Origin of the sequence: Mycobacterium paraintracellulare (assembly GCF_000276825.1) — a bacterium.
GTDB lineage: Bacteria > Actinomycetota > Actinomycetes > Mycobacteriales > Mycobacteriaceae > Mycobacterium > Mycobacterium intracellulare.
The window spans coordinates 529,594-554,394 of record NC_016948.1 but is presented as its reverse complement, the minus strand read 5'-3'; the positions used below and the strand labels follow the sequence as shown (position 1 = coordinate 554,394).

Here is a 24,801-nt window from a genome sequence, read left to right as displayed (position 1 = left end):
CCTACCTATGAGCGCTCGCAACGTTGCGGTCGTCGGCTTCGCCCACGCACCACACGTCCGCCGCACCGACGGCACCACCAACGGCGTCGAGATGTTGATACCGTGCTTCGCCCAGCTCTACGAGGAGCTGGGCATCGAGCGGACTGACATCGGCTTCTGGTGCTCCGGATCGTCCGATTACCTTGCCGGACGGGCCTTTTCGTTCATCTCGGCGATCGACTCCATCGGCGCCGTTCCGCCGATCAACGAATCGCACGTCGAGATGGACGCGGCCTGGGCCCTCTACGAGGCCTACATCAAGCTGTTGACCGGTGAGGTCGACACCGCGCTGGTGTACGGCTTCGGCAAGTCCTCGGCCGGGGTCCTGCGCCAGATCCTGTCGCGGCAGACCGACCCTTACACCGTCGCGCCGTTGTGGCCCGATTCGATCTCGATGGCCGGGCTGCAGGCCCGCATCGGGCTCGACAGCGGCAAGTGGACCGAGGAGCAGATGGCGCGCGTGGCCTTCGACTCCTTCGCGAACGCGCGGCGGGTGGACAAGGTCGAGGGGTCGATCAGCGTGGCCGAACTGCTCGAACGGCCGTTTTTCGCCGACCCGCTGCGGCGCCACGACATCGCGCCGATCACCGACGGCGCCGCGGCGATCGTGCTCGCTGCCGGCGACCGGGCACGCGAACTGCGCGAAAACCCCGCCTGGATCACGGGAATCGAGCACCGCATCGAGACCCCGTCGCTGGGCGCGCGCGACCTCACCGAATCCCCGTCGACCAAGGCCGCGGCCCACGTGGCCACCGGCGGCAGGACCGACAACCTGGACGTGGCGGAGATCTGCGCGCCCTTCACCCACCAGCACCTGATCATCGAGGAAGCCATCCGGATACCGGGACCGACCAAGGTCAATCCGTCCGGTGGCGCGCTGGCGGCCAATCCCATGTTCGTCGCCGGCCTCGAGCGCATCGGCTTTGCAGCACAACACATCTGGAATGGTTCGGCTGAGCGGGTGCTCGCGCACGCCACCAGCGGGCCTGCGCTACAACAGAACCTGGTCGCGGTCATGGAAGGGAAGAACTAATGGCCGGTGCAGGGCCAAACATCGCTGCGGTACTGGGTACCGGACAGACGAAGTACGTCGCCAAGCGCCAGGACGTTTCGATGAACGGCCTGGTGCGCGAGGCGATCGATCGGGCGCTGGCCGACTCGGGTTGCACGTTCGACGACATCGATGCCGTCGTGGTCGGCAAGGCGCCGGACTTCTTCGAGGGCGTCATGATGCCCGAGCTGTTCATGGCCGACGCCATGGGCGCCACGGGCAAGCCGCTGATCCGGGTGCACACCGCGGGATCGGTCGGTGGCTCCACCGGCGTGGTGGCCGCCAGTCTGGTGCAGTCCGGCAAGTACCGGCGCGTGCTGGCGATGGCCTGGGAGAAGCAGTCGGAGTCAAACGCCATGTGGGCGTTGTCAATCCCGATTCCCTTCATCAAGCCGGTGGGCGCCGGCGCGGGCGGCTACTTCGCCCCGCACGTGCGCTCGTACATCCGTCGTTCCGGGGCGCCCACCAACATCGGTGCCATCGTCGCGGTCAAGGACCGGCTCAACGGCGCCCGCAACCCCCTGGCGCACCTGCACCAGCCCGACATCACCGTGGAGAAGGTGATGGCGTCGCCGATGCTGTGGGACCCGATCCGCTACGACGAGACCTGCCCGTCCTCCGACGGCGCGGCGGCGGTCGTGATCGGCAACGAGGAGGCCGCCGAAGCCCGCCTGGCGCAGGGCAATCCGGTGGCATGGATCCACGCCACGGCGCTGCGCACCGAACCGCTGCAGTTCTCCGGGCGCGACCAGGTCAGCCCGCAGGCCGGCCGCGACGCGGCCGCCGCGCTGTGGAAGGCCGCCGGCATCACGAGCCCCATCGACGAGATCGACGCCGCGGAGATCTACGTGCCGTTCTCCTGGTTCGAGCCGATGTGGTTGGAAAACCTCGGGTTTGCGCCCGAAGGCGAAGGCTGGAAGCTCACCGAAGCGGGCGAGACCAAGATCGGCGGCCGGCTACCGGTGAACCCGTCGGGCGGCGTGCTGTCGTCGAACCCGATCGGCGCCTCGGGCCTGATCCGCTTCGCCGAGGCGGCGATCCAGGTCATGGGCAAGGGCGGCGACCACCAGGTGCCCAACGCGCGAAAGGCGTTGGGACACGCCTACGGCGGCGGCTCGCAGTACTACTCCATGTGGGTGGTCGGCGCCGACAAGCCGACGCCCCAAAAAGTCGACGCGTGAGCACGCGATGACCAAGCATCCCGCGCACGAGGCCGGCCGCCGCTCCCGCGAGGCGGTGGCGGCCCGGGACAAGGATGCCTGGCTGGCGGTGTTCGCCGACGACGCCATCGTCGAGGACCCGATCGGCCCCTCCGCGTTCGACCCCGAGGGCAAAGGGCATCGGGGCCGCGACGCGATTTCGGCCTTCTGGGACAAGGCGATCGCCCCGACCACCAAGATCGAGTTCGTTTTCCGCGATACCTATCAGTGCGGCAACGAGGAAGCCAACGTCGGGCACATCCTCATCACGACGGGTGAATACCAGACGACCGCCGAGGGCGTGTTCACCTACAAGGCCAACGACGAGGGCAAGCTGGTGGCCCTGCGCGCGTATTGGGAGATGGACCGCGCGGCGGCCAACACCCGCAAGGTCTAGATCGGCTCCAGCCCGGCCAGATGCCGCTGGGCGAGGTCGCGGTAGGCCTGCGGATTGAGCTTGAGCCACATCTCGGCGCCGGTGCCGGCCACCGGGCCCTTGATTTGAGCCGGGGCGCCGACCGCGAGCATCCCGGCCGGGATCTGGGTGCCGGCGGTGACCAGCGAGTGCGCGGCGACCAGGCTGCGCGCCCCGATCACCGCCCCGTCCAAAACGGTGGCGTGATTGGCGATCAACGCCTCCGGTCCCACGTGCGCCCCGTGGACGACGCACAGATGCGCGACCGTCGCGCCCGGACCGATGTCCACCGGGATGCCGGGAGGCGCGTGCAGCACGGACCCGTCCTGCACATTGGCGCCCTCCCGCACCACGATGGGCCCGTAGTCGCCGCGCAGCACGGCGTTGAACCAGATCGAGGCCCCCGCCTCCACGACGACGTCACCGATCAAAGTGGCGGTCGGGGCGACGAAAGCGGTGGGATCGACCCGTGGTGCGCGGCCCTCGAATGCAAACAGCGGCATCGTCTACGTATACCCCAACACGCATATGTCCCAGCCAGGCTCGCCGTCGTTGCGCGCCCCCGCCGCAAAACTGTAACGTGTTCTAGTTAGAGGGCTATTAGTTGGAGGTGGACAGGTGAGTACCGACACCAAGGCGGTCGGCATCCGGGAGATCGATCCCGGCGCCTTGCCGACCAGGTACGCCCGCGGCTGGCACTGCCTGGGCGTCGCAAAGGACTTCCAGGACGGTAAGCCGCATTCGATCGAGGCTTTCGGCACCAAGCTGGTGGTCTTCGCCGACTCCCACGGGGACATCAAGGTCCTCGACGGCTATTGCCGGCACATGGGCGGTGATCTGTCGGAGGGCACCATCAAGGGCGACGAGGTGGCCTGCCCCTTCCACGACTGGCGCTGGGGCGGCGACGGCCGCTGCAAGCTGGTGCCGTACGCCAAGCGCACGCCCAAGACGGCCCGCACCCGGTCGTGGACGACCGACGTCCGCGGCGGCCTGCTGTTCGTCTGGCACGACCACGAAAACAATCCGCCGGACCCCGCCGTGCGGATCCCGGAGATCCCGGAGGCCCACAGCGACGAGTGGACCGATTGGCGGTGGAACAGCATCCTCATCGAGGGGTCCAACTGCCGCGACATCATCGACAACGTCACCGACATGGCGCACTTCTTCTACATCCATTTCGGGTTGCCGACGTACTTCAAGAACGTCTTCGAGGGACACATCGCCTCGCAGTACCTGCACAACGTGGGCCGGCCCGACGTGAACGACCTCGGCACGTCTTACGGTGAGGCGCACCTGGATTCCGAGGCGTCCTACTTCGGGCCCTCCTTCATGATCAACTGGTTGCACAACAGCTACGGCGGCTACAAGGCCGAGTCGATCCTGATCAACTGCCACTACCCGGTGACCCAGAACTCGTTCGTGCTGCAGTGGGGTGTCATCGTCGAAAAGCCCAAGGGCATGGACGAAAAGATGACCGACAAGCTGTCGAAGGTGTTCACCGAGGGCGTCAGCAAGGGCTTTTTGCAGGACGTCGAGATCTGGAAGCACAAGACCCGCATCGACAATCCGCTGCTGGTCGAAGAGGACGGCGCCGTCTACCAGCTACGCCGCTGGTATCAGCAGTTCTATGTCGACGTCGCCGACATCGAGCCGGAAATGGTGGAACGCTTCGAGATCGAGGTCGACACCACCCGCGCCAACGAGTACTGGAATTCCGAGGTCTCCGAGAACCTCAAGGCCAAGGAATCCGAGGACGTTCCGGCCGAGCAGCACTAGGCATCATGGCCGACGATCAGCCGCAGGTACCTGACGTCGATCGGCTCGCGCGGTCGATGTTGCAGCTGCACGGCGATCATCACGACCACGAGGAGAAGCCCGCCGGCAACGGCGGGGGGTCCCGATCGTGGTCGAAGTCAAGGGATTTCGCCAACGATCCGCAGCGCGCGGCCACCGTGGCCGAAGCCAGCCGCGCTGACCGCGAGCGCTACCTCAACTCGGGTCTGTTGCCGGTGGACTGCCGTTTCTGCCACGTCCGCGTCACGGTGCGCAGGCTCGGGCCGGGACACACTGCGGTGCAATGGAATACCGAGGCCTGGCAGCGTTGCGCGCACTTCACCGAGGTGCGCGAGTCCGGCGGCGACACCGCGCGCACCCGGTCCTGCCCCAAACTGAGCGACAGCATCGAGCATGCGGTCGCCGAGGGCTACCTCGACGACGATCCCGACGAGAACTGAGCGACGGTCTCGTTCGTCATAGCGGCCCGTCGGACCCGAGCCGGAAGCCATGGGCGTCGTGCCCACCTCCGAGCGACAACCGGCAGGGGGCGCGGATGGATTGGCGCGGATGGATTCGCGGCTTTGTCGCTCGGAGGTGGGCAAAAGGCGCGTCCATCGGACCGGAAACTCCTGTGGCGCCTGTGATTTCTACAGCCCCGCGAACCGCTCCTTGACCGTCTCGACACTCAGGCCGTAGTCGGCCAGCGAGTACGAGTGCTTGGGCGCCCGCGCGCCGGACTGGCTGTCGGCGTGGGTCTTTTCCATGGCCGCCTTGGCCTCTTCGGTCAACGTCATCCCGAAGTGCCGGTAGATGTCGGCCACCGTGCCCATCGGGTCGGCGATCAGCTCCTTGTAGTCCACGTCGTAGAACTGCGACGGGCTGTATTTGGCCCGCGCGGTGTTGAACCGCTCCAGGCCCCGCGACCACGTTTCCATTGCGTCAGCGCCGATCTGGGCGCCGGTGAACGACGTCGACCATCCCTCGGCGGTGTGCTGCGCCAGCGAGCACATCGAGGCCATGATCGTCTCGACCGGACGATGGGTCTGGATCACCAACGCGTCGGGATAGGTCGCCATCAGCGCGTCCAGCGCGAACAGGTGGCTGGGATTCTTCAGCACCCACCGCTTGTCCGCGTCGTTGAGTCCGATCAGCTGAAGGTTGCGGCGGTGCCGCTGGTACGACGGCGTCCAGTCCTGCCGCGAGAGCCACTGCGAGTAGGTGGGCAGGTGCGCCAGCGTCTCGTAGGACGCCGAATGCAGCGACTGCCGCAGCAGCTGCCAGCACTCCTCCAGCTCGTACGCCGCCATGAAATGCAGACCGGTGTAGTCCGGGTTTTCGGCATGATGCTTCTCGAACTGCGCGTTCAGTTGGCTGTAATACGGGTTGGAATCCCAGGTTTCACGAGGTGGGCGCGGCTGCGGGAATTCGGCCAACCACAGATGCAGGCCCTGGTGCGCGGGATCGGCGCCCAGCAGCCGATGCAAGGCGGTGGTGCCGGTGCGCACCAGTCCCGTGACGAAGATCGGCCGCTCGATGACGACGTCCGCGTGCTGCGGGTATTGCTTCCACGCCGCTTCGGACAGCAGCCGGGCCACCAGCGCACCGCGCAAAAAGAACCGATTCATCTTGCTGCCCAACGGCGTCAAGTCGGCGTCGCGGCGATAGGAGTCGAGCAGCACTTCCAGCGCTTCGAGGTAGTTGTCGTCGTTGCTGCCGAAATCGTCCAGCCCGATCATCTTGCTGGCCGACGCCTTCAGGTCGTCAACGGTGCCGACGTCGGTACGCTCAGCCATCAGGTGTGGTACTCCCCGCAATTGACGTCGAGGGTCTGCCCGGTGATGCCACTGGACAGGTCGCTCGCCATGAACAAGATCGCCGAGGCCACCTCGTCCTCGGTCGGCAGCCGCTTCAGGTCGGAGCCCGCCGCGGTGGCCTGGTAGATCTGCTCGGCCGTGGTGCCGTACTTGCCGGCCTGGTGGTTGAAGTAGCCCTGCAGCGTCTCGCCCCAGATATAGCCGGGTGCAACGGAATTGACCCGGATTCCCTGCTCGCCCAGCTCGGTGGCCAGCGAATGAGATATGGACAGCAGCGCGGACTTGGCCATCTTATAGGCGCCGTACTTCGCCTGCGAGTGCCGCAGCACCATGGAGTTGACGTTGACGATCGAGCCCTTCGACTCGGCCAGCGCCGGCGTGAATCCCTGGATGAGCCGCAGGGCGCCCAGCGCGCTGAGTTCGATCGCGTCGCGGATGTGCTGAAAGCTGGTGCCCGAGAAAGGCTTCAGCGACGGTACGCGGAACGCGTTGTTGATCAACACGTCGACCTTGCCGTAGGCCTCCAAGGTGGCATCGACCAGGTTGCTCACCTGATCGTCCTCGGTGATGTCGGTGCGCACCGTGGTCGCCCGGCCTCCGAGGTCGGCGATCTGTTTGGCGACGTCGTCCAGGCGTTCCGGCGTGCGGGCGGCCAGCACCAGGTCGGCGCCTTCCCGTGTGCATCGGTGCGCCAGCGTCGTGCCCAGACCCGGGCCGACGCCGCTGATCACCACCACCTTGCCGTCGAGCAACTTCGTCATCCCAACATCCTTGCCTGAATCTGCTGGTGGCGCAGCGCAATCCGCGCACGCCAGTCGTCCTCGGAAATCTTGTTGTGCTCGAAATACGGCAGCGCCGCCGGCACGGCGTCGATGTCGACCAGCTCTACGGTGGGGCCGTCGGCGTCGGTGAGTTGTCGCGACACCCGCTGCCAGCGGAACTGCAAGATGCCCTTCCGATGCCCGAGGGTCTCCACCCAGTTGGTCACGCCGGGGTTCTGGTCGGCGACGACGATGCGCACCTTGCCGTCCGGATCCGCTTGCGCCTGAGTGTTGTTCAGCGAGGTCTGGTGGTTGATGTAGTCCAGCGAGATGTACCACAGGCTGCCCAGCTGGAAGCCCAGGTAGGGGGCGTCGGTGACCGGGATGGTGATCACCAGCGCCTGGTCGGGCCGCAGCTCGTAGTGCCCCACCGACGAATACTGGGTCGCCAGGCCGCCGGGCGTCAACCGTGGCGCGACCATCGTGTTGACCGGGATGTTGAAGTAGAACCACTGCGGGAACTGCAGCCACGTCTTCACCCGGTTAACCAGCTGCTTTCCCGCTGTGGCAAAACGCTTTTCGATGGTTTCGCGACTCAGCGGCGGCGGCGCGGTGCCCGCGGTGTCCAGCCGGGAGATGGCCAGCGTGCCGCGCTGCGCGGCCCAGTCGCCGTACACCTCGCGGATGACCAGCTGTCCGGGGTCGGTCGGCCGAAACCGCCATTCGAAGCTGCCGTCGGGGGCGATCTGTAGCTCCCGGTCGTCGAAGGCGGCCTGGCTGACGGGCACGTTGTCGTCGGTGTACTCGCCGCCGAGCAGCTGGAAGCTCAGGTCGGTGGTGGTGCCGCGCCTGCCGGTGACGACGTAATCGTGGTTGGCGTGCACCCGGGTGCCGAAGTACAGCGTGTCGGGGTTGTCCAGGCCCATCTTGGTGAACGGCCCGGTCCCCGACTGCAGGAAGGGGTGGTCGCGGTCGTAGTCGAAGGCCAGATGCGTGCAGGCCGCGATACAGCCGGCCAGATATTGGAGCCCTTCGAGCAAGTCGGCTTCGGACTCGATGTGCGGCGCGGCGGCCACCAGCTCCTCGGCCTCAGCGATCGCGTGGGTGAGCGGGCCGGAAAAGGAAGTTACGGACACGCCTAGACGCTAGAACGTGTTCTACTTTTTCGTCAATGGCGAACATTCCCGCGCGTCGGCTGCGGGGTTGCACGACGATGCGGGTTCGCTAGGGCGGGCACGCGTGGGACAGCTGAATCAGGTGCTGGCGTACGTCGGGATGCCGGTTCAGGTAGTCGATCACGCTGCCGTTGCCCCCCTCGCCCTTTGACTTGTCGATCAGCTGCTGATGGAGGTCGGGGTGCCGCTGCAGGTAGGAGTCGATGGAACTGCCCACGTCCTGATTGCACCCGGGATCCGCGCTGGCCACTGGCAGCGCGATCATCGTCGCGGCGGTCGCGGTCAGTAACCCCCCGGCGAGCAGGCCGAAGAGTCCGCGGCCACGAGTACCGACTGTCTTGGATGTGCTCATGCCCACCAGGCTACGCGCGCTACCTTTGCGTAGCCTGTGCGCGCTCTGGGTGAAGCGGCAGGTCAGCGCGCGGCGGCGGCGCCGCTTTCTCGCTCGCGCTTGATCTCCAGCGCGATGTCGATCAGTTGGTCCTCCTGGCCGCCGATGAGCTTGCGCTGGCCGGCCCGGTGCAACAGCTCATGCGGCGGGACGCCATAGCGCTCACCCTGGCGGATGGCGTGCTTGAGGAAGCTGGAGTACACCCCGGAGTAGCCCATGATCAGGGCGTTGCGGTCGAGCAGGCACTCGGCGGGCATGGCTGGGGCGACGACCTCCTCGGCGGCGTCGGCGATGTCGAAGAAGTCGATGCCGGTCTTGACGCCGATCTTGTCGAACACCCCGATCAGCGCCTCGACGGGGGCGTTGCCCGCCCCGGCCCCGAAGCGGCGGCACGAGCCGTCGATCTGCTTAGCGCCAGCGCGCACGGCCTCGACGCTGTTTGCCACCCCGAGTCCGAGGTTTTCGTGCCCGTGGAAGCCGACCTGGGCGTCGTCACCGAGTTCGGCGACGAGCGCGGCGACGCGGTCGCGCACGCCCTCGAGGACCAGCGCCCCGGCCGAGTCGACCACGTAGACGCACTGGCAGCCCGCGTCGGCCATGATGCGGGCCTGGGCGGCCAGCTTCTCCGGCGAAATGGTGTGGCTCATCATCAAGAAGCCGACGGTTTCCAGGCCGAGTTCGCGGGCCAGGCCGAAGTGCTGGATCGAGACGTCGGCCTCGGTGCAGTGCGTGGCGATCCGGCAGATCGAGCCGCCGTTGTTCTGGGCCTCTTTGATGTCTTCCTTGGTGCCCACGCCGGGCAGCATCAAGAAGGCGATCTTGGCCTCTTTGGCGGTCTCGGCGGCGAGCTTGATCAGCTCCTGCTCGGGGGTCTTGGAGAACCCGTAGTTGAAGCTCGAGCCGCCCAGTCCGTCGCCGTGGGTGACCTCGATGACGGGCACACCCGCGGCGTCCAGGGCGGCCACGATCGCACCGACCTCGTCCTTGGTGAACTGGTGGCGCTTGTGGTGTGAGCCGTCGCGCAGCGACGTGTCCGTCATCCGCACGTCCCAGACCGGGTTGAAGAAGATGTCGGTAGTCATGATTGCGCTCCTCCGGCCGTCGCGGTCAAGGATTCCTTGGCGATCTCCTCGCCGACCTTGGTCGCCGCGGCGGTCATGATGTCCAGGTTGCCCGCATAGGGGGGCAGGTAATCGCCGGCCCCCTCGACCTCGACGAACGTGGTGACCAGCGCCTGGCCGCCAGAGTTGATCGACGGGTCGTCGAACTGCGGGTCGTTGAGCAGCCGGTAGCCGGGAACGTAGGTCTGCACCTCGGCCACCACGTCGTGGATGGACTTGGCGATCGCGTCGCGGTCGGCGTCCTCGGGAATGGCGCAAAAGATGGTGTCGCGCATGATCATCGGCGGATCGGCGGGGTTCAAGATGATGATCGCCTTGCCGCGCTTGGCGCCACCGATGGTCTCCACGCCCTTGCTGGTGGTCTTGGTGAACTCGTCGATGTTGGCCCGGGTTCCCGGCCCCGCCGACAGCGAGGCGACCGAGGCGACGATCTCGGCGTACGGCACCCCACCGAGGTCGGCGACGGCGCGCGACACCGCGTACACGATCGGGATGGTGGCCTGCCCGCCGCAGGTGATCATGTTGACGTTGGGCGCATCCAGGTGCTGGCGCAGGTTGGCCGGCGGGATCACCGCGGGACCCACCGCGGCGGGCGTCAGGTCGACGGCCCGGATGCCGGCAGCCGCGTACTTGGGCGCGGCGTCGCGATGCACATAGGCGCTGGTCGCCTCGAACACCAGATCGGGCTTGTCCGACTGCGCCAGCAACCAGTCCACGCCCTCGTGGGTGGTCTCCAAACCCAGCTTGCGGGCCCGCGCCAGACCCTCGCTTTCGGGGTCGATGCCGACCATCCAGCGCGGCTCCAGCCAGTCCGATCGCAACAACTTGTAAAGCAGGTCAGTGCTGATGTTGCCCGACCCGACAATGGCCACACTCGCCTTAGACGGCATGATGCCCCTTTTCGAACTGCTGAGATTTAAGTTAGTCGATTTAATTCGAGCCTATTCGAACGATAAACGCACAGAACCGAGGCCCGCGAAGTCGGCGACGAACTCGTCGCCCGGGTGCGCGTCGATGGCTCGCGTGCACGATCCGGGCAGCACCACGTCGCCCTTGCGCAACCGCACACCGAACCCGTCGACCTTGCGGGCCAGCCACGCCACCGCGGTGACGGGGTTGCCCAGCACCGCGTCGGTGCGGCCCTCCGCGACGACCTCGCCGTTGCAGCGCAGCACCGCGTCGATCCCCTTGACGTCGATGTCGCGGGGGGAAACCCGGGCCTCGCCGAGCACGAAACCGGCCGACGACGCGTTGTCGGCGATGGTGTCGCACAGCTCGATCTTCCAGTCGGTGATCCGGGTGTCGATCAACTCGATGGACGGGACCAAGGCCTCGGTCGCCGCCAGCACGTCGTCCTCGGTGCAGCCGGCTCCCGGCAGGTCGGCGTTCAATATGAAGCCGACCTCGACCTCCACCCGCGGATACAGGTAGCGGTTCGCCTTGACGGGGGTGTCTTCGAACAACTGCATCTCGTCGAGCAAATGCCCGTAGTCCGGCTCGTCGACGCCCATCATCTGCTGGATGGCTTTCGACGACAGCCCCACCTTGTGGCCCAGCACCCGCGCCCCCTCGGCGACCCGCTGCCGGATATTGATCAGCTGGATCTCGTAGGCGTCGACGACGTCGATGTCCGGGTAGGCCGCGGTCAGCGGGGCGATCGGCTCACCGCTCCGCTCGGCCTGCGCCAAGTCCGCAGCCAGCTCGTCGCGGGTAGCAACACTGAGCATTTTTCTACGTCTCCTCGTACGGTCGACCCGGGCCAGTAGCGGCCGCCCTGGGCAATTCTATAACGTGTTCTACATGTCAGCGCAGGAGTACGACGTCGTCGTGGTCGGGAGCGGCGGGGCCGGCATGGTGGCCGCCCTTACCGCCGCTCACCGGGGTCTTTCCACCATAGTCATCGAAAAGGCCCCGCACTTCGGCGGCTCGACCGCGCGGTCGGGCGGCGGCGTTTGGATCCCAAATAACGAAGTGCTCAAGCGTGACGGGGTCAAGGACACCGCCGAGGCGGCCCGCACCTATCTGCACGGGATCGTCGGCAGCGTCGTCGAGCCCGAACGCATCGACACCTACCTCGAGCGCGGGCCCGAGATGTTGTCGTTCGTGCTCAAGCACACACCGCTGAAGATGTGCTGGGTTCCGCGGTATTCCGACTACTACCCCGAGTCGCCCGGCGGGCGCGCCGAAGGCCGGTCGATCGAGCCGAAGCCGTTCGATGCCCGCAAGCTCGGCGCCGACGAGTCCGGCCTGGAGCCCGCGTACGGCAAAGTGCCGCTCAACGTTGTGGTGATGCAACAGGATTACGTGCGGTTGAACCAACTGAAGCGTCACCCGCGCGGCGTGCTGCGCAGCCTGAAGGTCGGCGCGCGCACGATGTGGGCCAAGGCGACCGGCAAGAACCTCGTCGGCATGGGACGGGCGCTGATCGGACCGCTGCGGATCGGCTTGCAACGCGCCGGCGTTCCGGTGGTGCTCAACACCGCGCTGACCGACCTGTACGTCGAAGACGGCGTCGTGCGCGGGGTCTATGTGCGCGGCGCCGCTGATGCCGAATCGGGTGAGCCCAGGCTGATCCGGGCCCGGCGCGGGGTGATCCTGGCGTCGGGAGGGTTCGAGCACAACGAACAAATGCGGGTGAAATACCAGCGCGCCCCGATCACCACCGAATGGACGGTGGGCGCGGTGGCGAACACCGGCGACGGCATCGTCGCCGCCGAAAAGTTGGGCGCCGGACTGGAATTGATGGAAGACGCCTGGTGGGGCCCGACCGTCCCGCTGGTCGGCGCGCCGTGGTTCGCGCTGTCGGAGCGCAACTCGCCGGGATCGATCATCGTCAACATGTCCGGCAAGCGATTCATGAACGAGTCGATGCCCTACGTCGAGGCCTGCCACCACATGTACGGCGGCGAATATGGCCAGGGACCCGGGCCGGGCGAGAACATCCCCGCGTGGCTGGTCTTCGACCAGCAGTACCGCGACCGCTACATCTTTGCGGGATTGCAGCCCGGACAACGCATTCCGCGCAAGTGGCTGGAATCGGGCGTCATCATCACGGCCGACACGCTGGCGGAGCTGGCCCAGAAGGCCGGCCTTCCGGTGAACGAATTCACCGCCACCGTGGAACGTTTCAACGGTTTCGCGCGCTCCGGCGTCGACGCGGACTTCCACCGCGGCGAGAGCGCCTACGACAGGTACTACGGCGACCCGACCAACAAGCCGAACCCCAACCTCGGCGAGATCAGCCACGCGCCGTACTACGCCGCCAAGATGGTGCCCGGCGACCTGGGCACCAAGGGCGGCATCCGGACCGATGTCCACGGGCGGGCGCTGCGCGACGACGGCAGTATCATCGAAGGCCTTTACGCCGCGGGCAATGTCAGCGCGCCGGTGATGGGCCACACGTACCCCGGTCCGGGTGGCACCATCGGCCCGGCCATGACGTTCGGCTACCTGGCGGCATTGCACATTGCCGGCGGAGCCGGGGAAAGGTAACCGCGATGCCCATCGACGTAGACGTCGCGCTGCACGCCGAGCTGGATCCCATCGAATTCTCTTGGGCCAGCAGCGATGTGCAGCTCTACCACCTCGGGCTCGGCGCGGGCGCCGACCCGATGGATCCGCGCGAGCTGCGCTACCTAGTCGACGACACCCCGCAGGTGCTGCCCACGTTCGGCAACGTGGCCGCCACGTTCCACGCCACGAAGCCGCCGACCGTGCAGTTCCCGGGCATCGACATCGAGCTGAGCAAGGTGCTGCACGCCAGCGAGCGGGTCGAGGTGCCCGGGCCGCTGCCGCCGTCGGGCTCGGCCAAGGCCGTCACCCGGTTCACCGACATCTGGGACAAGGGCAAGGCCGCGGTGATCTGGAGCGAGACGACGGTGACCGCGCCGGACGGCACGCTGTTGTGGACGCAGCGGCGGTCCATCTTCGCCCGCGGCGAAGGCGGCTTCGGCGGCGAGCGCGGCCCGTCGGGGGGTGACGCCGCACCGGAGCGGGCCCCCGACCTGGAGGTCGACGTGCCGATCCTGCCGCAGCAGGCGCTGCTCTACCGGCTGTGTGGCGACCGCAACCCGCTCCACTCCGATCCCGAATTCGCCGCTGCCGCAGGCTTTTCGCAGCCGATCCTGCACGGGCTGTGCACGTACGGCATGACCTGCAAGGCGATCACCGACGCACTGCTCGACGGTGACGCCGCCGCGGTGGCCGCCTACGGTGCGCGTTTCGCCGGGGTGGCATTCCCCGGCGAAACGCTCAAGGTCGGCATCTGGAAGGAGGGCGGCCGCTTTTTGGCCAGCGTTGTCGCGCCCTCGCGCGACAACGCCGTCGTGCTCTCCGGGGTCGAGCTCGTCCCGGCCTAGCGGCTTCCGGCGCGCTTCCTCTTTTGCTTTGCGGCGAGCGCCCGGTTACCTGGGCTTGAGCGTGACGCCACAGTCACATTCGACGTCGAGCGTGACTCTGCTGTCACGCTCGACAAGCAAGTGCGTCACGCACCCTGCGGACAATGTCGGCGGGCCGATCACCCGCTATTACCCGGACTACGATCCACCCGCAACGGCGTAGTCTTTCGTGTCGCGCGATATCCCAGGCGTATTGGGAGTGATCGCTCCGGTGCTGGTCTCCGTCGTACTCCACAGCAACCTTGACGTCGTCCCAACCCATGTCCAGGAAAGCAAACGTACTGCCACATTCATCGACCACCGGGATCTGGGTCTGTGGCCGAGGCAACCCGGCGCGCACCAATACCAGCCGCAGCCACGTCTCTTTCGGTGACTGGGCACCCGCGTCGACCAGCTCGAGCGACGCGCGTGCACCTTCGATCCCGCGTCGTCCGCGATATCGCGCAGCTAGCAACTCAGCATCAGCCATCTTCACGTCGGTCACCCGTGCCAGCGCGTCGATAGCGGCGACTGCCGTGGTGAGTGGATACCAACAGGCGAGGTCCACAGCCGTGCGTGCCGGAGTCGTCACTGCGACTCCGTCGATCCAGACGAACTCGTCGCCTTCGAGCCGATCGCCCCACGTCGTCAAACCTGGCGGGGGGTGGCGGTTGTCATGAATGATGTCGACCGGCCGGGCAGCGTCGACCCAGTTGCTGCCGTGCAGGCTCGCAGCCGAAAAGCCCGCAAGGACACCACGACGCCGCGACCACAGCCAGGCTGCCCGCGACCGCATCACGTGCGTCAACTCGGTGCCTTCAGTCACATAGACATCGGGGAAGACGCGCGTGTATTTGCGGCGTAGCTGGCTATGCGAGGCCACGCCAGCCGCTACGGCCTCACTGCCGATGAACGGTTCTCCCATGGCGGGAGTGTGCCATCGCCCACTGACACCGTCTCGAACGTGACAGAGCAGTCACGCTCGGGCTCGAGCGTGACTGTCGTGTCACGCTCGGCGGAAAAGGCGGGGGCAGACGACCTAGCCGAGGATGAGGCCCGAGGTGGGCACGCCCGTACCCGCGGTGACGAGCACGTGCTCGACGTCGGGCACCGGATTCACCGAGGTGCCCCGCAGCTGCCGCACACCCTCGGCGATGCCGTTCATGCCGTGGATGTAGGCCTCGCCGAGTTGGCCACCATGGGTGTTGATGGGCAGCCGGCCGCCGATCTCGATCGCCCCGTCGGCGATGAAGTCCTTGGCCTCTCCGCGACCGCAGAATCCCAACTCCTCCAACTGAATCAGCGTGAACGGAGTGAAGTGGTCATACAGCACGGCGGTCTGGATGTCGCTCGGTTTGAGCCCCGACTGCGCCCACAACTGCTGACCGACGACCCCCATCTCCGGCAGGCCGAGCTCGGGCCGGTAGTAGCTGACCATCGTGTACTGGTCGGGGCTGGAGCCCTGCGCCGCCGCCTCGATGATCGCCGGCCGCTGCTTGAGGTCCTTTGCCCGCTCGGGCGACGTCACCACGATCGCCACCGCCCCGTCGGTCTCCTGGCAGCAGTCCAGCAGCCGCAGCGGCTCGGCGATCCACCGCGAATTCTGGTGATCCTCAATGGTTATCGGCTTCTCGTAGAAATAGGCCTTCGGATTCTTGGCCGCGTGCTTGCGGTCGGCCACCGAGATCGCGCCGAAGTCCCGGCTGGTCGCCCCGGACAGGTGCATGTAGCGCTGGGCGATCATCGCGACCTGTGCGGCGGGCGTGGACAGCCCGTGCGGGTAGGAGAACGAGTTGTCCGCCGCCGTCGAATCAGCCTGCACGCCGGCGTTTCCCACCAATCGGGTCTGCACCTGACCGAACCGCATGCCGGATCGCTCGTTGAACGCCCGGTACGCGACGACGACGTCGGCCACGCCGGTGGCCACGGCGAGCGCCGCCTGCTGAACGGTCGCGCAGGCGGCGCCGCCGCCGTAACCGATCTGCGAGAAGAACTTCAGATCACCGATGCCGACCGCGCGTGCCACAGCGGTCTCGTTGTTGGTGTCCATCGTGAAGGTGGTCAACCCGTCGACATCGGACGGGCTCAGCCCGGCGTCGTCCAGGGCATCCAGGACCGCCTCGGCGGCCAACCGCAGCTCGCTGCGGCCGGAGTCCTTGGAGAAGTCGGTAGCGCCGATCCCGGCGATCGCGGCTCGGCCGTTCAATAAGCCCGCTGACATCTATGCGCCCCCGATCGTCAGCGTCACGTTCGCGATGACGTGATCGCCAAGGCTGTTGCGCCCGAACACCTTCAGCGTGATCAGGCCGTCGTCGACGGCCGTCACCTCACCGGAGAACGTCACGGTGTCGTAGGCGTACCACGGCACACCCAGGCGCAGGCCGATCGACTTGATCAGCGCCGTCGGACCTGCCCAGTCGGTGACGTAGCGCTGCACCAGCCCGGTGTCGGTGAGGATGTTGACGAAGATGTCCTTGGAACCCTTGGCCTGCGCCAGGTCCCGGTCGTGGTGCACGTCCTGAAAGTCCCTGGTGGCCAGGGCCGTCGAGATGATGAACGTCGGCGTGCCATGCAGCTTGAGTTCGGGCAGGGTGGTGCCCACTTCGACAACGGGTGCGCTCATGCTTCGTCTCCCATGGGCTCCCAGGCGTAGAGGCTCCACTCGGGCCCGGATTCACCGGCCGGGAAGTCGATATAGGTTGCGCGGACCGGCATTCCGATCTTGACCTCGGCGTGGTCGACGTTGCGCAGCTCGCCGAGCATCCGGACGCCCTCTTCCAGTTCGACCAGTGCGATCACGAACGGCAGCGTGCGCCCGGGCACCTTCGGTGCGTGGTGCACCACGTAGCTGAACACCGTGCCGCGGCCGCTGGCGACCGCGAAATCGATCGGCTCGGCCTTGTTTTGCCACACCGCGGGCACCGGCGGGTGCTGCAGGGTGCCGTCGGGGAGGCGCTGGATACGCAGCTCGTGCGCCGCCACACCCTCCCAGAAGAAGGCGGTGTCGCGTGAGACCGCCGGACGCATCATGGCGTCGGCGTCCAGGTCCTGAGGGACCGATGCGGTCGCGCCGGAATCCTCGCGGGGCCTGAATTTCAGGATTCGCCAGGCCATCTCGGCGACATCCTCGTCGCCGACCCGCCACGTGATGTGCTGGTTGATGAACCAGCCCTCGCCGAGCCCGGTCTGCTTGGGGCCGACCACGTCGCGCATCTCGGACACGACGGTGACCTGCTCGCCGGGACGCAGATACCGGTGGTAGGTCTGCTCGCAGTTGGTGGCGACCACGCCGATGTAGCCGGCCTCGTCGAACAGCTGCATGATCGGGCCCATGGGGTCGTCGGTCGGGCGTTCCCCGCCCAGGCCGAACATCGTCCACACCTGAATCATGGCCGGCGGGGCGACAATTCCGGGATGACCGGCGGCCCTGGCCGCGGCCTCGTCGACGTAGATCGGGTTGCGGTCGCCCAGCGCCTCGACCCAGTTGTTGATCGTCGGCTGGTTCACCGGATCCCGGGCCTCGCGCGGTGCAGCGACGACGGTGGCGGTGATCTCCGCAACCGCTTCCTTGATATCGGTCATCGAGGCACCCTCGGCACTTTGAGTCCGGCCGCGGCGATCATCTCGCGCATCACCTCGTTCACGCCGCCCCCGAAGGTGATGACCAGGTTGCGCTTGGTCTGGGAGTCCAGCCAGTTGAGCAGGTCGGCGGTGTCCGAGTCGGCGGGGTTACCGTACTTGCCGACGATTTCCTCGGCGAGCCGGCCGATGTACTGAATCTTCTCGGTACCAAAGACTTTGGTCGACGCCGCGTCGGCGACGTTGATGTCCTCCCCGGCGGCGGCCACCTGCCAGTTGAGCAGCTCGTTGATCCGCCACATCGCGTGAATCTCGCCGAGCGCGCGCTTGACGTCGGCGTGGTCGATCGGGGTGACCCCGTCACTTCCCGGCTTGGACGCCCAGGCGTGGACCCGGTCGTAGATGCCCGCGGTACGCCCGGCCGGGCCGAGCATGACGCGTTCGTTGTTGAGCTGGGTGGTGATCAGCCGCCACCCGCCGTTCTCCTCGCCGACCAGCATGTCGGCGGGCACCCGCACATCGTTGTAATACGTGGCGTTGGTGTGGTGGGCGCCGTCGGACAGGATGATCGGCGTCCAGGAGTAACCGGGATCCTTGGTGTCGACGATCAGGATCGAAATGCCCTTGTGTTTCACGGCTTCGGGGTCCGTGCGGCAGGCCAGCCAGATGTAGTCGGCGTCGTGGGCTCCGGTGGTGAAGACCTTCTGCCCGTTGACGATGTACTCGTCGCCGTGACGCACGGCGGTGGTCCGCAGCGAGGCCAGGTCCGTACCGGCCTCGGGCTCGGTGTAGCCGATCGCGAAGTGCACCTCGCCGGCCAGGATCGCCGGCAGGAACTTCTTCTTCTGCATCTCGCTGCCGAACTGCTGCAGGGTCGGACCGACCGTCTGCAGCGTGACCGCGGGCAGCGGCACGTCGGCGCGATGCGCCTCGTTGACGAAGATCGACTGCTCGATCGGGCCGAAACCCAAGCCGCCGAACTCCTTTGGCCACCCGACGCCGAGCTTGCCGTCCTGGCCCATCCGGCGGATCACCGCGCGGTAGGCCTCGTTGTGACGGTCCTGCTCCATCGCCTTCATCTCGTCGGACGAGATCAGGTTCGAGAAGTATTCCCGCAATTCCGCCTGCAGCTGGCGCTGCTCCGGGGTCAGGTCTATGAACATTGCGCTCCCACCAGATCGAGACGATGAGAAGGACCGCCCAGCAACCGGGTCAGGTCCTTGATCGTGGAGTAGTACCGGTGCATCGGATAGGTGATGTCCATGCCCATGCCGCCGTGCAGGTGATGGCAGAGCTGCATCACCGGCGGCGCCTGTGAGGTGACCCAATACCCCAGGACATCGAGGTCGTCGTCGGCATCCCGCCCCTCCGACAGCCGCCACACGACCGATTTCGCCACCAAATCGATGGTGCGCGAGGCGATGTAGACCTCGGCGAGCTGTGCGGCCACGGTCTGGAAGGTCGACAGCGGCTTGCCGAATTGCTTGCGGTTGGCCACGTAGTCGGCGGTCAGCCGCAGCGCCCCGGCCACCAGCCCGTCGGCGTAGGCGCCGATGGAAGCCAGCACCAGCTGGTTGACGCGCTGCGCGGTGGCGCCGGCCAAGACGTCGGCGTCCTCGACGGCGACATCGGTGAACGTGACCGTGTACTCGTCGGAGTCGTTCGAGGTCGGCGTCTGGACCACCTCGACGCCGCCGGCCTTCGGCGACACCACGACCACCGCGCTGTCGGCGGTGACGATCATCCAATCCGCTTGTCCGGCATAGCCGACGCCGACCTTGGTGCCCGACAGCCGGCCGCCCGCGAACGTGGTCGACGGCCGGTCCGGCAACGCGGCGCCGGGCTCGTTGAGCGCCGCGGTCAGCACGCCGCCCTTGGCGACGCCCGCCAAAAACCGGTCCTGCTGGTCCTCGGAAGCCAGGTCAACCAGGGGGAGCACACCGAAACCCAGGGTGGCCAGGGCCGGCGTGATCGCGCCGTGGCGACCGATCTCCGTCAGCACGGTGGCGACCTCGGGCAATCCCACCCCGTCACCGCCGAGGCGCTCGGGCACCGGCAGCGCCGTCACGCCGCCGTTGACCAAAGCCTCCCAACTCAATTCGCGCTCGAACACCGACGTCACGACGTCGGCGACCGCCTGTTGTGTCGCGGTGAGATCGAAATCCATCGTGGCTTCGGCCGCCATATCAGTGCGCCACCGGGCACTTGCCGGTGTAGTCGACCTGCCAGTGCTTGATGCCGTTGAGCCACCCCGACCGCAGCCGCTCGGGCGCGGAGATCGGCTTGAGGTCCGGCATGTGGTCGGCCACGGCGTTGAAGATCAGGCTGATCGTCATCCGGGCCAGGTTGGCGCCGATGCAGTAGTGGGCACCGGTGCCGCCAAAGCCCACGTGCGGGTTGGGGTTTCGCATGATGTTGAAGCTGTGCGGGTCCTCGAAGACCTCTTCGTCGAAGTTGGCCGAGCGGTAGAACATCACGACCCGCTGGCCCTTCTTGATCTGCACACCGGACAGCTCGTAGTCCTCCAGCGCGGTCCGCTGGAACGCCGTGACCGGCGTTGCCCACCGGACGATTTCGTCGGGCGCGGTGTCCGGGCGCTCCTTCTTGAACAACTCCCACTGGTCGGGGTTGTCCGCGAACGCGATCATGCCGTGCGTGATCGAGTTCCGGGTGGTTTCGTTGCCCGCGACGGCCAGCATGACCACGAAGAACCCGAATTCGTCGTCGGAGAGCTTCTCGCCGTCGATGTCGGCCTGGATCAGCTGGGTGACGATGTCGTCGCCGGGGTTCTTGGCGCGCTCCTCGGCCATCTTCATCGCGTACATGATCAGCTCGGCCGAGGACATCGCGGGATCGATGTGCGCGTACTCGGGGTCTTCGTTGCCGGTCATCTCGTTGGACCAGCGGAAGATCTTGTCCCGATCCTCCTGCGGAACACCCAGCAGACCCGCGATGGCCTGCAGCGGCAGCTCACAGGAGACCTGCTCGACGAAGTCGCCGGAGCCCGACGAGGCGGCCGTCTTCGCGATGTTTTGCGCGCGGGCGTCCAACTCGTCGCGCAGCCGTCCGATGGCCCGCGGGGTGAAGCCGCGCGAGATGATCTTGCGCAGCCGCGTGTGGTGCGGGGCGTCCATGTTGAGCATGACGTTGCGCTGCAGGTCGATCTGCTCGCGCGTCATCTCCTGCGGCCACACCGGGATGGCGCAGTCCTGCTGAGACGAGAAGATGTCACTGCGCACAGAGATCTCTTTGACGTCCTTGTGCTTGGTGATGGCCCAATAGCCTTTGTCGCCAAAACCGCCCGTGCCGCCCGGGACGTCTACCCAGAAGATCGGCTCGGACTTGCGCACTTCGGCCAACTCCGCGACCGGGAGGCCTTTGACACTGACGTCCGGATCGAGAAAATCAAACCCGGGCGGAAGATTCGGACTGGGCACGCTACTTCTCCTAACTACAGTCCTCGATGACTTGCGATCCCAGGACACTAGTTGTCCTAGTGATGCTCTGGTGCCAGTAAAACATGCCTCCACCGCAGACAAAAGGCGGCGACGCATCCTCGCTTGTCATAGTAATGAAACGTGTTCTAGCCTGGCGTCATGGGTAACCCGGTAATCGTCGAAGCCACTCGCAGCCCGATCGGCAAGCGCAATGGCTGGTTGTCAGGGCTGCACGCCACCGAGCTGTTGGGTGCGGTGCAGAAGGCGCTGGTTGAGAAGGCAGGCATCGAAGCCGGCGACGTCGAACAGGTCATCGGCGGCTGCGTCACGCAGTACGGCGAACAGTCCAACAACATCAGCCGGGTCAGCTGGCTGGTGGCCGGTCTGCCCGAGCACGTCGGCGCCATGACCGTGGACTGCCAGTGCGGCAGCGGCCAGCAGGCCAACGGCCTGGTCGCCGGGCTGATCGCCGCCGGCGCCATCGACATCGGTATCGCGTGTGGCATCGAGGCCATGAGCCGCGTCGGCCTCGGCGCCAACGCGGGCCCCGACCGCAGCATCCTGCGGCCCGCGTCGTGGGACATCGACCTGCCCGACCAGTTCACCGCCGCCGAGCGGATCGCCAAGCGGCGCGGCATCACCCGCGAGGAGATCGACGAGTTCGGCTTCAACTCGCAGGCCAGGGCCAAGCAGGCCTGGGACGAGGGCCGCTTCGACCGTGAGATCTCCCCCATCGAGGCCCCGGCGCTCGACGAGAACAAGCAGCCGACGTCGGAGCGCGTCACCATCTCTCGCGACCAGGGCCTGCGCGAGACGACCCTGTCGGGTCTGAGCGCGCTGAAGCCGGTCCTCGAAGGCGGGATCCACACGGCGGGAACGTCGTCGCAGATCTCCGACGGCGCGGCGGCCGTGCTGTGGATGGACGAGGACAAGGCCAAGGCTTTGGGCCTGCGGCCGCGCGCCCGCATCGTCAGTCAGGCGTTGGTCGGCGCCGAGCCCTACTACCACCTCGACGGGCCGGTGCAGTCGACGGCCAAGGTGCTGGAGAAGGCCGGCATGAAGATGGGGGACATCGACCTCGTCGAGATCAACGAGGCGTTCGCCTCGGTGGTGTTGTCCTGGGCGCGGGTGCACGAGCCGGACATGGCCAGGGTCAACGTCAACGGCGGCGCCATCGCGCTCGGCCACCCGGTCGGGTCGACCGGCAGCCGGCTGATCACCACCGCGCTGCACGAATTGGAGCGCACCGACCAGACCACCGCATTGATCACGATGTGCGCGGGCGGCGCCCTGTCCACCGGCACCATCATCGAGCGCATCTAGTTCCCCCTTGCTCGTCTCCGAAGAGAGCCGCATCGCCGCGGCGCAGTCCTACATCGACGCGCTGGTCAGCCATGACGGCGACACCGTCCCGTTCGCGGCCGGCTGCACCCGCATCGAGCAGGGCATCAAGAACGGGTTCTCCGGAAATCACCTGCGGCGCAGCCTGAATCGCGGGCCGCAGTATCGGTTGCTGGCGCACACGACGACGCCGGAGTACCGCATCGACGGCGACGACGTGCACGCCGCGTACCAGGTGCTGACCAAGGCGGCGTTGGGCGGGCGTCGGCTCGCGGCGCACGTCACCGAGACCTTCGTCATTCCGGCCGAAAGCGCAAACGGGAAAGCCGAAATCCACCACATCAAGGTTCGCTTCCACCCCTTCATCCAGCGTTAGGGACGTCGAGGAACATCATGCCGAAACCGAAGCCACGCGCACTGAACTCACCCTGGGTCGCCTTCATCATCAAGTGGATGGCCAAGGGCAACGCATGGATATACCGACGCAGCAATGGAAAATTCGGCGGCACTTTCCAGAAGGCCCCCGTCGCGCTGCTCACCACGACGGGACGCAAGACCGGCGAACCGCGGGTGAGCCCGCTGCTTTACCTGCGCGAGGGCGATCGGGTGGTACTGGTCGCATCGAAGGGCGGCAGCGACAAGCACCCGCTGTGGTACCTCAACCTCAAGGCCAATCCCAAAGTGTCCGTGCAGATCAAGGACGAGGTGCTTCACCTGCAGGCCCGCGACGCCACCGAGGCGGAACGGGCCGAGTACTGGCCGAAGTTGGACGCCATGTATCCCTCGTTCGACGATTACCGGTCCTGGACCGATCGGGTGATCCCGGTCGTCATCTGCGACCCCTAGAGTTTCAAATCGCCCGGATGGGGAACCATCCTGGGCAAGATGTCCGAGCGTCGCTGGATCCGCAACTCGCGCCCGATTGCGCTGCTGCTCAAGTACTTCGCGCGCCTGCACATCTGGGTGTACCGTCGAACCAACGGCAGGATCGGCGCGAAATTGCTGCGATTCCCGGCGGCGCTGCTGACCACGACCGGACGCAAGTCCAACCGGCCGCGGACCACCGCGACGCTCTACCTGCGCGACGGTGAACGGGTGATTTTGCCCGCGTCGTTCGGCGGCCGCGACGAAGACCCGGTGTGGTATCTGAACCTTCGGGAGAATCCCGAGGTGCGGGTGCAGATCCGGGCTCAGCGCCTGGAATTGATCGCGCGCGACGCGACCGACGCCGAGCGCGAACGCTATTGGCCGCCGCTGATGCGGATGTACCCGCCCTACCGCAAGTACCGCGAAGCCGCCGACCGGGTCATCCCGCTCGTGGTGTGCGAACCCCCTCGGCGAGCGTGCACCGACGGCGAAGAATCGGCGAAATCATCGCCGTGAGTGCACGTTCGGCGCGGGCGCCGCGTCAGGCGCCGTAGACCGGGACCGGCGGGCGCGCCTTGGCGAGCAGGTCGGCGACGACGCGTCCCAGCTCCGCGGGATCCCACCGCGCCCCCTTGTCGATCTCCGGCCCGTGCGCCCAGCCCTCGGCGACGCGAATCTTGCCGCCCTCGACCTCGAACACCTTGCCGGTCACGTCGCGCGATTCGGCGCTACCCAGCCAAACCACCAGGGGGGAAATGTTTTCCGGGGCCATCGCGTCGAAATCCTGATCCTGGGTGGACATCATCTCGGCGAAGACGGTCTCGGTCATGCGGGTGCGCGCCGAGGGAGCGATGGCGTTGACGGTGACGCCGTAGCGGCCCATCTCGGCCGCGCCGACGAGCGTCATCGCCGCGATGCCCGCCTTGGCGGCGCTGTAGTTGCCCTGCCCGACACTGCCCTGCAGGCCGGCGCCCGAGCTCGTGTTGATGATCCGCGCGTCAACGGTTTTGCCCTCTTTGGACAACCCACGCCAATACGACGCGGCGTGCCGCATCGTGGCGAAGTGGCCCTTGAGGTGCACGGCGACGACGGCGTCGAACTCCTCCTCGCTGGTGTTGGCCATCATCCTGTCGCGCACGATGCCGGCGTTGTTCACCAAAACGTCCAGGCCGCCGAATGTTTCGACGGCGGTCCGAATCAGTTCGGCAGCCTGGTCCCAGTCGGCGACGTTGGAACCATTGGCGACGGCTTCGCCCCCGGCGGCGATGATCTCGTCGACCACCCCCTGGGCGGCGCTGCCGCCGCCCGCCGGTGAACCGTCCAGGCCCACCCCGATGTCGTTGACCACCACCCGCGCACCCTCGGCGGCGAAGGCCAGCGCGTGCGCGCGACCGATACCCCCGCCGGCTCCGGTGACGATGACGACGCGGCCGTCAACCACTCCCATAGTTGTTTTCTC

Annotated in this window: 27 protein-coding genes; 11 read left to right on the top strand and 16 right to left on the bottom strand. The window is 66.8% G+C overall.

Going from position 1 to position 24,801, the window contains the following annotated elements:
- Window positions 1–7: 7 nt before the first annotated feature.
- The 3 genes from OCQ_RS02770 to OCQ_RS02760 are packed head-to-tail and all read left to right on the top strand — an operon-like array spanning window position 8 to window position 2,686.
- Window positions 8–1,072 carry a thiolase domain-containing protein gene (locus OCQ_RS02770; protein ID WP_008263700.1) on the top strand — a complete coding sequence of 355 codons (1,065 nt, stop codon included), beginning with the start codon at window positions 8–10 and terminating at the stop codon, window positions 1,070–1,072.
- A complete protein-coding gene (locus OCQ_RS02765; protein ID WP_008263698.1) occupies window positions 1,072–2,271 on the top strand; it encodes a thiolase domain-containing protein in 1,200 nt (399 codons plus the stop codon). Before OCQ_RS02770 ends, OCQ_RS02765 begins: the two co-directional genes overlap by 1 nt.
- Before the next feature lie 7 nt (window positions 2,272–2,278).
- On the top strand, window positions 2,279–2,686 hold the full coding sequence (locus OCQ_RS02760) for a nuclear transport factor 2 family protein (RefSeq protein WP_008263695.1): 408 nt from the start codon (window positions 2,279–2,281) through the stop codon (window positions 2,684–2,686).
- Here the strand turns inward: OCQ_RS02760 and OCQ_RS02755 are convergent.
- Window positions 2,683–3,207 (bottom strand): gamma carbonic anhydrase family protein, encoded by a 525-nt coding sequence (locus OCQ_RS02755; RefSeq protein WP_008263694.1) that lies wholly within the window; start codon window positions 3,205–3,207, stop codon window positions 2,683–2,685. The two genes, OCQ_RS02760 and OCQ_RS02755, sit on opposite strands and share 4 nt — an antisense overlap.
- 115 nt (window positions 3,208–3,322) lie before the next feature.
- Here OCQ_RS02755 and OCQ_RS02750 point away from each other — a divergent pair, with 115 nt between their 5' ends.
- Together OCQ_RS02750 and OCQ_RS02745 are read left to right on the top strand one after the other, a co-directional pair.
- Window positions 3,323–4,480, top strand: a complete 1,158-nt coding sequence (locus tag OCQ_RS02750; protein ID WP_008263691.1) for a Rieske 2Fe-2S domain-containing protein — start codon at window positions 3,323–3,325, stop codon at window positions 4,478–4,480.
- Window positions 4,481–4,485: 5 nt separating this feature from the next.
- Window positions 4,486–4,938, top strand: coding sequence for a hypothetical protein (locus tag OCQ_RS02745; protein WP_014383773.1), 453 nt, complete (start codon window positions 4,486–4,488; stop codon window positions 4,936–4,938).
- Between the two features lie 189 nt (window positions 4,939–5,127).
- Here OCQ_RS02745 and OCQ_RS02740 read toward each other — a convergent pair whose 3' ends face one another.
- From OCQ_RS02740 to OCQ_RS02710, 7 genes are all read right to left on the bottom strand, one after another.
- Window positions 5,128–6,273, bottom strand: a complete 1,146-nt coding sequence (locus OCQ_RS02740; protein ID WP_009956898.1) for a sulfotransferase family protein — start codon at window positions 6,271–6,273, stop codon at window positions 5,128–5,130.
- Window positions 6,273–7,055: an SDR family oxidoreductase gene (locus tag OCQ_RS02735; protein WP_008263686.1), complete on the bottom strand. Its 783-nt coding sequence runs from the start codon at window positions 7,053–7,055 to the stop codon at window positions 6,273–6,275. Before OCQ_RS02735 ends, OCQ_RS02740 begins: the two co-directional genes overlap by 1 nt.
- Complete coding sequence (locus OCQ_RS02730) at window positions 7,052–8,191, bottom strand: hypothetical protein (protein ID WP_008263684.1); 1,140 nt, start codon at window positions 8,189–8,191, stop codon at window positions 7,052–7,054. Before OCQ_RS02730 ends, OCQ_RS02735 begins: the two co-directional genes overlap by 4 nt.
- Window positions 8,192–8,279: 88 nt before the next feature.
- Window positions 8,280–8,582 carry a hypothetical protein gene (locus OCQ_RS02725; protein ID WP_008263682.1) on the bottom strand — a complete coding sequence of 101 codons (303 nt, stop codon included), beginning with the start codon at window positions 8,580–8,582 and terminating at the stop codon, window positions 8,280–8,282.
- Window positions 8,583–8,644: 62 nt separating this feature from the next.
- Window positions 8,645–9,703, bottom strand: a complete 1,059-nt coding sequence (gene dmpG, locus OCQ_RS02720) for a 4-hydroxy-2-oxovalerate aldolase (RefSeq protein WP_008263680.1) — start codon at window positions 9,701–9,703, stop codon at window positions 8,645–8,647.
- The gene (locus OCQ_RS02715) at window positions 9,700–10,632 is read right to left on the bottom strand and encodes an acetaldehyde dehydrogenase (acetylating) (protein ID WP_008263678.1); all 933 of its coding nucleotides are present in this window, start codon (window positions 10,630–10,632) and stop codon (window positions 9,700–9,702) included. The genes dmpG and OCQ_RS02715 overlap by 4 nt, the downstream gene beginning before the upstream one ends.
- Window positions 10,633–10,683: 51 nt before the next feature.
- Window positions 10,684–11,469: a 2-keto-4-pentenoate hydratase gene (locus OCQ_RS02710; protein WP_008263676.1), complete on the bottom strand. Its 786-nt coding sequence runs from the start codon at window positions 11,467–11,469 to the stop codon at window positions 10,684–10,686.
- Window positions 11,470–11,542: 73 nt separating this feature from the next.
- Between OCQ_RS02710 and kstD the strand changes: the two genes are divergently transcribed.
- The gene (gene kstD, locus OCQ_RS02705) at window positions 11,543–13,234 is read left to right on the top strand and encodes a 3-oxosteroid 1-dehydrogenase (RefSeq protein WP_008263674.1); all 1,692 of its coding nucleotides are present in this window, start codon (window positions 11,543–11,545) and stop codon (window positions 13,232–13,234) included.
- A gap of 5 nt (window positions 13,235–13,239) precedes the next feature.
- On the top strand, window positions 13,240–14,100 hold the full coding sequence (locus OCQ_RS02700; RefSeq protein WP_014383770.1) for a MaoC/PaaZ C-terminal domain-containing protein: 861 nt from the start codon (window positions 13,240–13,242) through the stop codon (window positions 14,098–14,100).
- Window positions 14,101–14,203: 103 nt separating this feature from the next.
- On the opposite strand, the gene OCQ_RS02695 is transcribed toward OCQ_RS02700, so the two are convergent.
- The 7 genes from OCQ_RS02695 to OCQ_RS02665 all read right to left on the bottom strand — a co-directional run bounded on the left by OCQ_RS02695 (window position 14,204) and on the right by OCQ_RS02665 (window position 21,134).
- Entirely contained in the window at window positions 14,204–15,043 is an 840-nt protein-coding gene (locus OCQ_RS02695; RefSeq protein WP_014379028.1) for a hypothetical protein, read from the bottom strand.
- Window positions 15,044–15,157: 114 nt separating this feature from the next.
- A complete protein-coding gene (locus OCQ_RS02690; RefSeq protein ID WP_020188688.1) occupies window positions 15,158–16,339 on the bottom strand; it encodes a lipid-transfer protein in 1,182 nt (393 codons plus the stop codon).
- Window positions 16,340–16,741, bottom strand: coding sequence for a MaoC family dehydratase (locus OCQ_RS02685; RefSeq protein WP_008263666.1), 402 nt, complete (start codon window positions 16,739–16,741; stop codon window positions 16,340–16,342). It abuts the gene before it with no gap.
- Window positions 16,738–17,700, bottom strand: a complete 963-nt coding sequence (locus OCQ_RS02680; RefSeq protein ID WP_014383768.1) for a bifunctional MaoC family dehydratase N-terminal/OB-fold nucleic acid binding domain-containing protein — start codon at window positions 17,698–17,700, stop codon at window positions 16,738–16,740. Before OCQ_RS02680 ends, OCQ_RS02685 begins: the two co-directional genes overlap by 4 nt.
- The gene (gene fadE29 / locus OCQ_RS02675) at window positions 17,697–18,860 is read right to left on the bottom strand and encodes an acyl-CoA dehydrogenase FadE29 (RefSeq protein ID WP_009956911.1); all 1,164 of its coding nucleotides are present in this window, start codon (window positions 18,858–18,860) and stop codon (window positions 17,697–17,699) included. Before fadE29 ends, OCQ_RS02680 begins: the two co-directional genes overlap by 4 nt.
- Window positions 18,851–19,864: an acyl-CoA dehydrogenase family protein gene (locus OCQ_RS02670; RefSeq protein WP_026071452.1), complete on the bottom strand. Its 1,014-nt coding sequence runs from the start codon at window positions 19,862–19,864 to the stop codon at window positions 18,851–18,853. The genes fadE29 and OCQ_RS02670 overlap by 10 nt, the downstream gene beginning before the upstream one ends.
- 19 nt (window positions 19,865–19,883) lie before the next feature.
- A complete protein-coding gene (locus tag OCQ_RS02665) occupies window positions 19,884–21,134 on the bottom strand; it encodes a cytochrome P450 (RefSeq protein WP_009956913.1) in 1,251 nt (416 codons plus the stop codon).
- Between the two features lie 159 nt (window positions 21,135–21,293).
- On the opposite strand from OCQ_RS02665, the gene OCQ_RS02660 reads away from it, so the two are divergent.
- Genes OCQ_RS02660 through OCQ_RS02645 form a run of 4 tightly spaced genes read left to right on the top strand, consistent with a single transcriptional unit; the run spans window position 21,294 to window position 23,858 of the window.
- Window positions 21,294–22,457, top strand: a complete 1,164-nt coding sequence (locus tag OCQ_RS02660; protein WP_014381753.1) for a steroid 3-ketoacyl-CoA thiolase — start codon at window positions 21,294–21,296, stop codon at window positions 22,455–22,457.
- 7 nt (window positions 22,458–22,464) lie between these two features.
- Window positions 22,465–22,851 (top strand): hypothetical protein, encoded by a 387-nt coding sequence (locus OCQ_RS02655; protein WP_014383767.1) that lies wholly within the window; start codon window positions 22,465–22,467, stop codon window positions 22,849–22,851.
- A gap of 17 nt (window positions 22,852–22,868) precedes the next feature.
- Window positions 22,869–23,321 (top strand): nitroreductase family deazaflavin-dependent oxidoreductase, encoded by a 453-nt coding sequence (locus OCQ_RS02650; RefSeq protein WP_008263646.1) that lies wholly within the window; start codon window positions 22,869–22,871, stop codon window positions 23,319–23,321.
- Window positions 23,322–23,360: 39 nt separating this feature from the next.
- Complete coding sequence (locus OCQ_RS02645) at window positions 23,361–23,858, top strand: nitroreductase family deazaflavin-dependent oxidoreductase (RefSeq protein ID WP_014383766.1); 498 nt, start codon at window positions 23,361–23,363, stop codon at window positions 23,856–23,858.
- Between the two features lie 25 nt (window positions 23,859–23,883).
- Here OCQ_RS02645 and OCQ_RS02640 read toward each other — a convergent pair whose 3' ends face one another.
- A complete protein-coding gene (locus tag OCQ_RS02640) occupies window positions 23,884–24,789 on the bottom strand; it encodes an SDR family oxidoreductase (RefSeq protein ID WP_008263643.1) in 906 nt (301 codons plus the stop codon).
- Between the last annotated feature and the right edge of the window lie 12 nt (window positions 24,790–24,801).

What these genes read in the sequence shown, in the direction of transcription:
- OCQ_RS02660 (WP_014381753.1), top strand. Translation starts at nt 21,294, where the DNA reads ATGGGTAACCCGGTAATCGTCGAAGCCACTCGCAGCCCGATCGGCAAG.
- OCQ_RS02650 (WP_008263646.1), top strand. Translation starts at nt 22,869, where the DNA reads ATGCCGAAACCGAAGCCACGCGCACTGAACTCACCCTGGGTCGCCTTC.
- fadE29 (WP_009956911.1), bottom strand. Translation starts at nt 18,860, where the DNA reads ATGTTCATAGACCTGACCCCGGAGCAGCGCCAGCTGCAGGCGGAATTG.
- OCQ_RS02735 (WP_008263686.1), bottom strand. Translation starts at nt 7,055, where the DNA reads ATGACGAAGTTGCTCGACGGCAAGGTGGTGGTGATCAGCGGCGTCGGC.
- OCQ_RS02685 (WP_008263666.1), bottom strand. Translation starts at nt 16,741, where the DNA reads ATGAGCGCACCCGTTGTCGAAGTGGGCACCACCCTGCCCGAACTCAAG.
- OCQ_RS02670 (WP_026071452.1), bottom strand. Translation starts at nt 19,864, where the DNA reads ATGGATTTCGATCTCACCGCGACACAACAGGCGGTCGCCGACGTCGTG.
- kstD (WP_008263674.1), top strand. Translation starts at nt 11,543, where the DNA reads ATGTCAGCGCAGGAGTACGACGTCGTCGTGGTCGGGAGCGGCGGGGCC.
- OCQ_RS02725 (WP_008263682.1), bottom strand. Translation starts at nt 8,582, where the DNA reads ATGAGCACATCCAAGACAGTCGGTACTCGTGGCCGCGGACTCTTCGGC.
- OCQ_RS02680 (WP_014383768.1), bottom strand. Translation starts at nt 17,700, where the DNA reads ATGACCGATATCAAGGAAGCGGTTGCGGAGATCACCGCCACCGTCGTC.
- OCQ_RS02645 (WP_014383766.1), top strand. Translation starts at nt 23,361, where the DNA reads ATGTCCGAGCGTCGCTGGATCCGCAACTCGCGCCCGATTGCGCTGCTG.
- OCQ_RS02755 (WP_008263694.1), bottom strand. Translation starts at nt 3,207, where the DNA reads ATGCCGCTGTTTGCATTCGAGGGCCGCGCACCACGGGTCGATCCCACC.
- dmpG (WP_008263680.1), bottom strand. Translation starts at nt 9,703, where the DNA reads ATGACTACCGACATCTTCTTCAACCCGGTCTGGGACGTGCGGATGACG.
- OCQ_RS02695 (WP_014379028.1), bottom strand. Translation starts at nt 15,043, where the DNA reads ATGGGAGAACCGTTCATCGGCAGTGAGGCCGTAGCGGCTGGCGTGGCC.
- OCQ_RS02770 (WP_008263700.1), top strand. Translation starts at nt 8, where the DNA reads ATGAGCGCTCGCAACGTTGCGGTCGTCGGCTTCGCCCACGCACCACAC.
- OCQ_RS02715 (WP_008263678.1), bottom strand. Translation starts at nt 10,632, where the DNA reads ATGCCGTCTAAGGCGAGTGTGGCCATTGTCGGGTCGGGCAACATCAGC.
- OCQ_RS02710 (WP_008263676.1), bottom strand. Translation starts at nt 11,469, where the DNA reads ATGCTCAGTGTTGCTACCCGCGACGAGCTGGCTGCGGACTTGGCGCAG.
- OCQ_RS02700 (WP_014383770.1), top strand. Translation starts at nt 13,240, where the DNA reads ATGCCCATCGACGTAGACGTCGCGCTGCACGCCGAGCTGGATCCCATC.
- OCQ_RS02740 (WP_009956898.1), bottom strand. Translation starts at nt 6,273, where the DNA reads ATGGCTGAGCGTACCGACGTCGGCACCGTTGACGACCTGAAGGCGTCG.
- OCQ_RS02760 (WP_008263695.1), top strand. Translation starts at nt 2,279, where the DNA reads ATGACCAAGCATCCCGCGCACGAGGCCGGCCGCCGCTCCCGCGAGGCG.
- OCQ_RS02690 (WP_020188688.1), bottom strand. Translation starts at nt 16,339, where the DNA reads ATGTCAGCGGGCTTATTGAACGGCCGAGCCGCGATCGCCGGGATCGGC.
- OCQ_RS02745 (WP_014383773.1), top strand. Translation starts at nt 4,486, where the DNA reads ATGGCCGACGATCAGCCGCAGGTACCTGACGTCGATCGGCTCGCGCGG.
- OCQ_RS02640 (WP_008263643.1), bottom strand. Translation starts at nt 24,789, where the DNA reads ATGGGAGTGGTTGACGGCCGCGTCGTCATCGTCACCGGAGCCGGCGGG.
- OCQ_RS02765 (WP_008263698.1), top strand. Translation starts at nt 1,072, where the DNA reads ATGGCCGGTGCAGGGCCAAACATCGCTGCGGTACTGGGTACCGGACAG.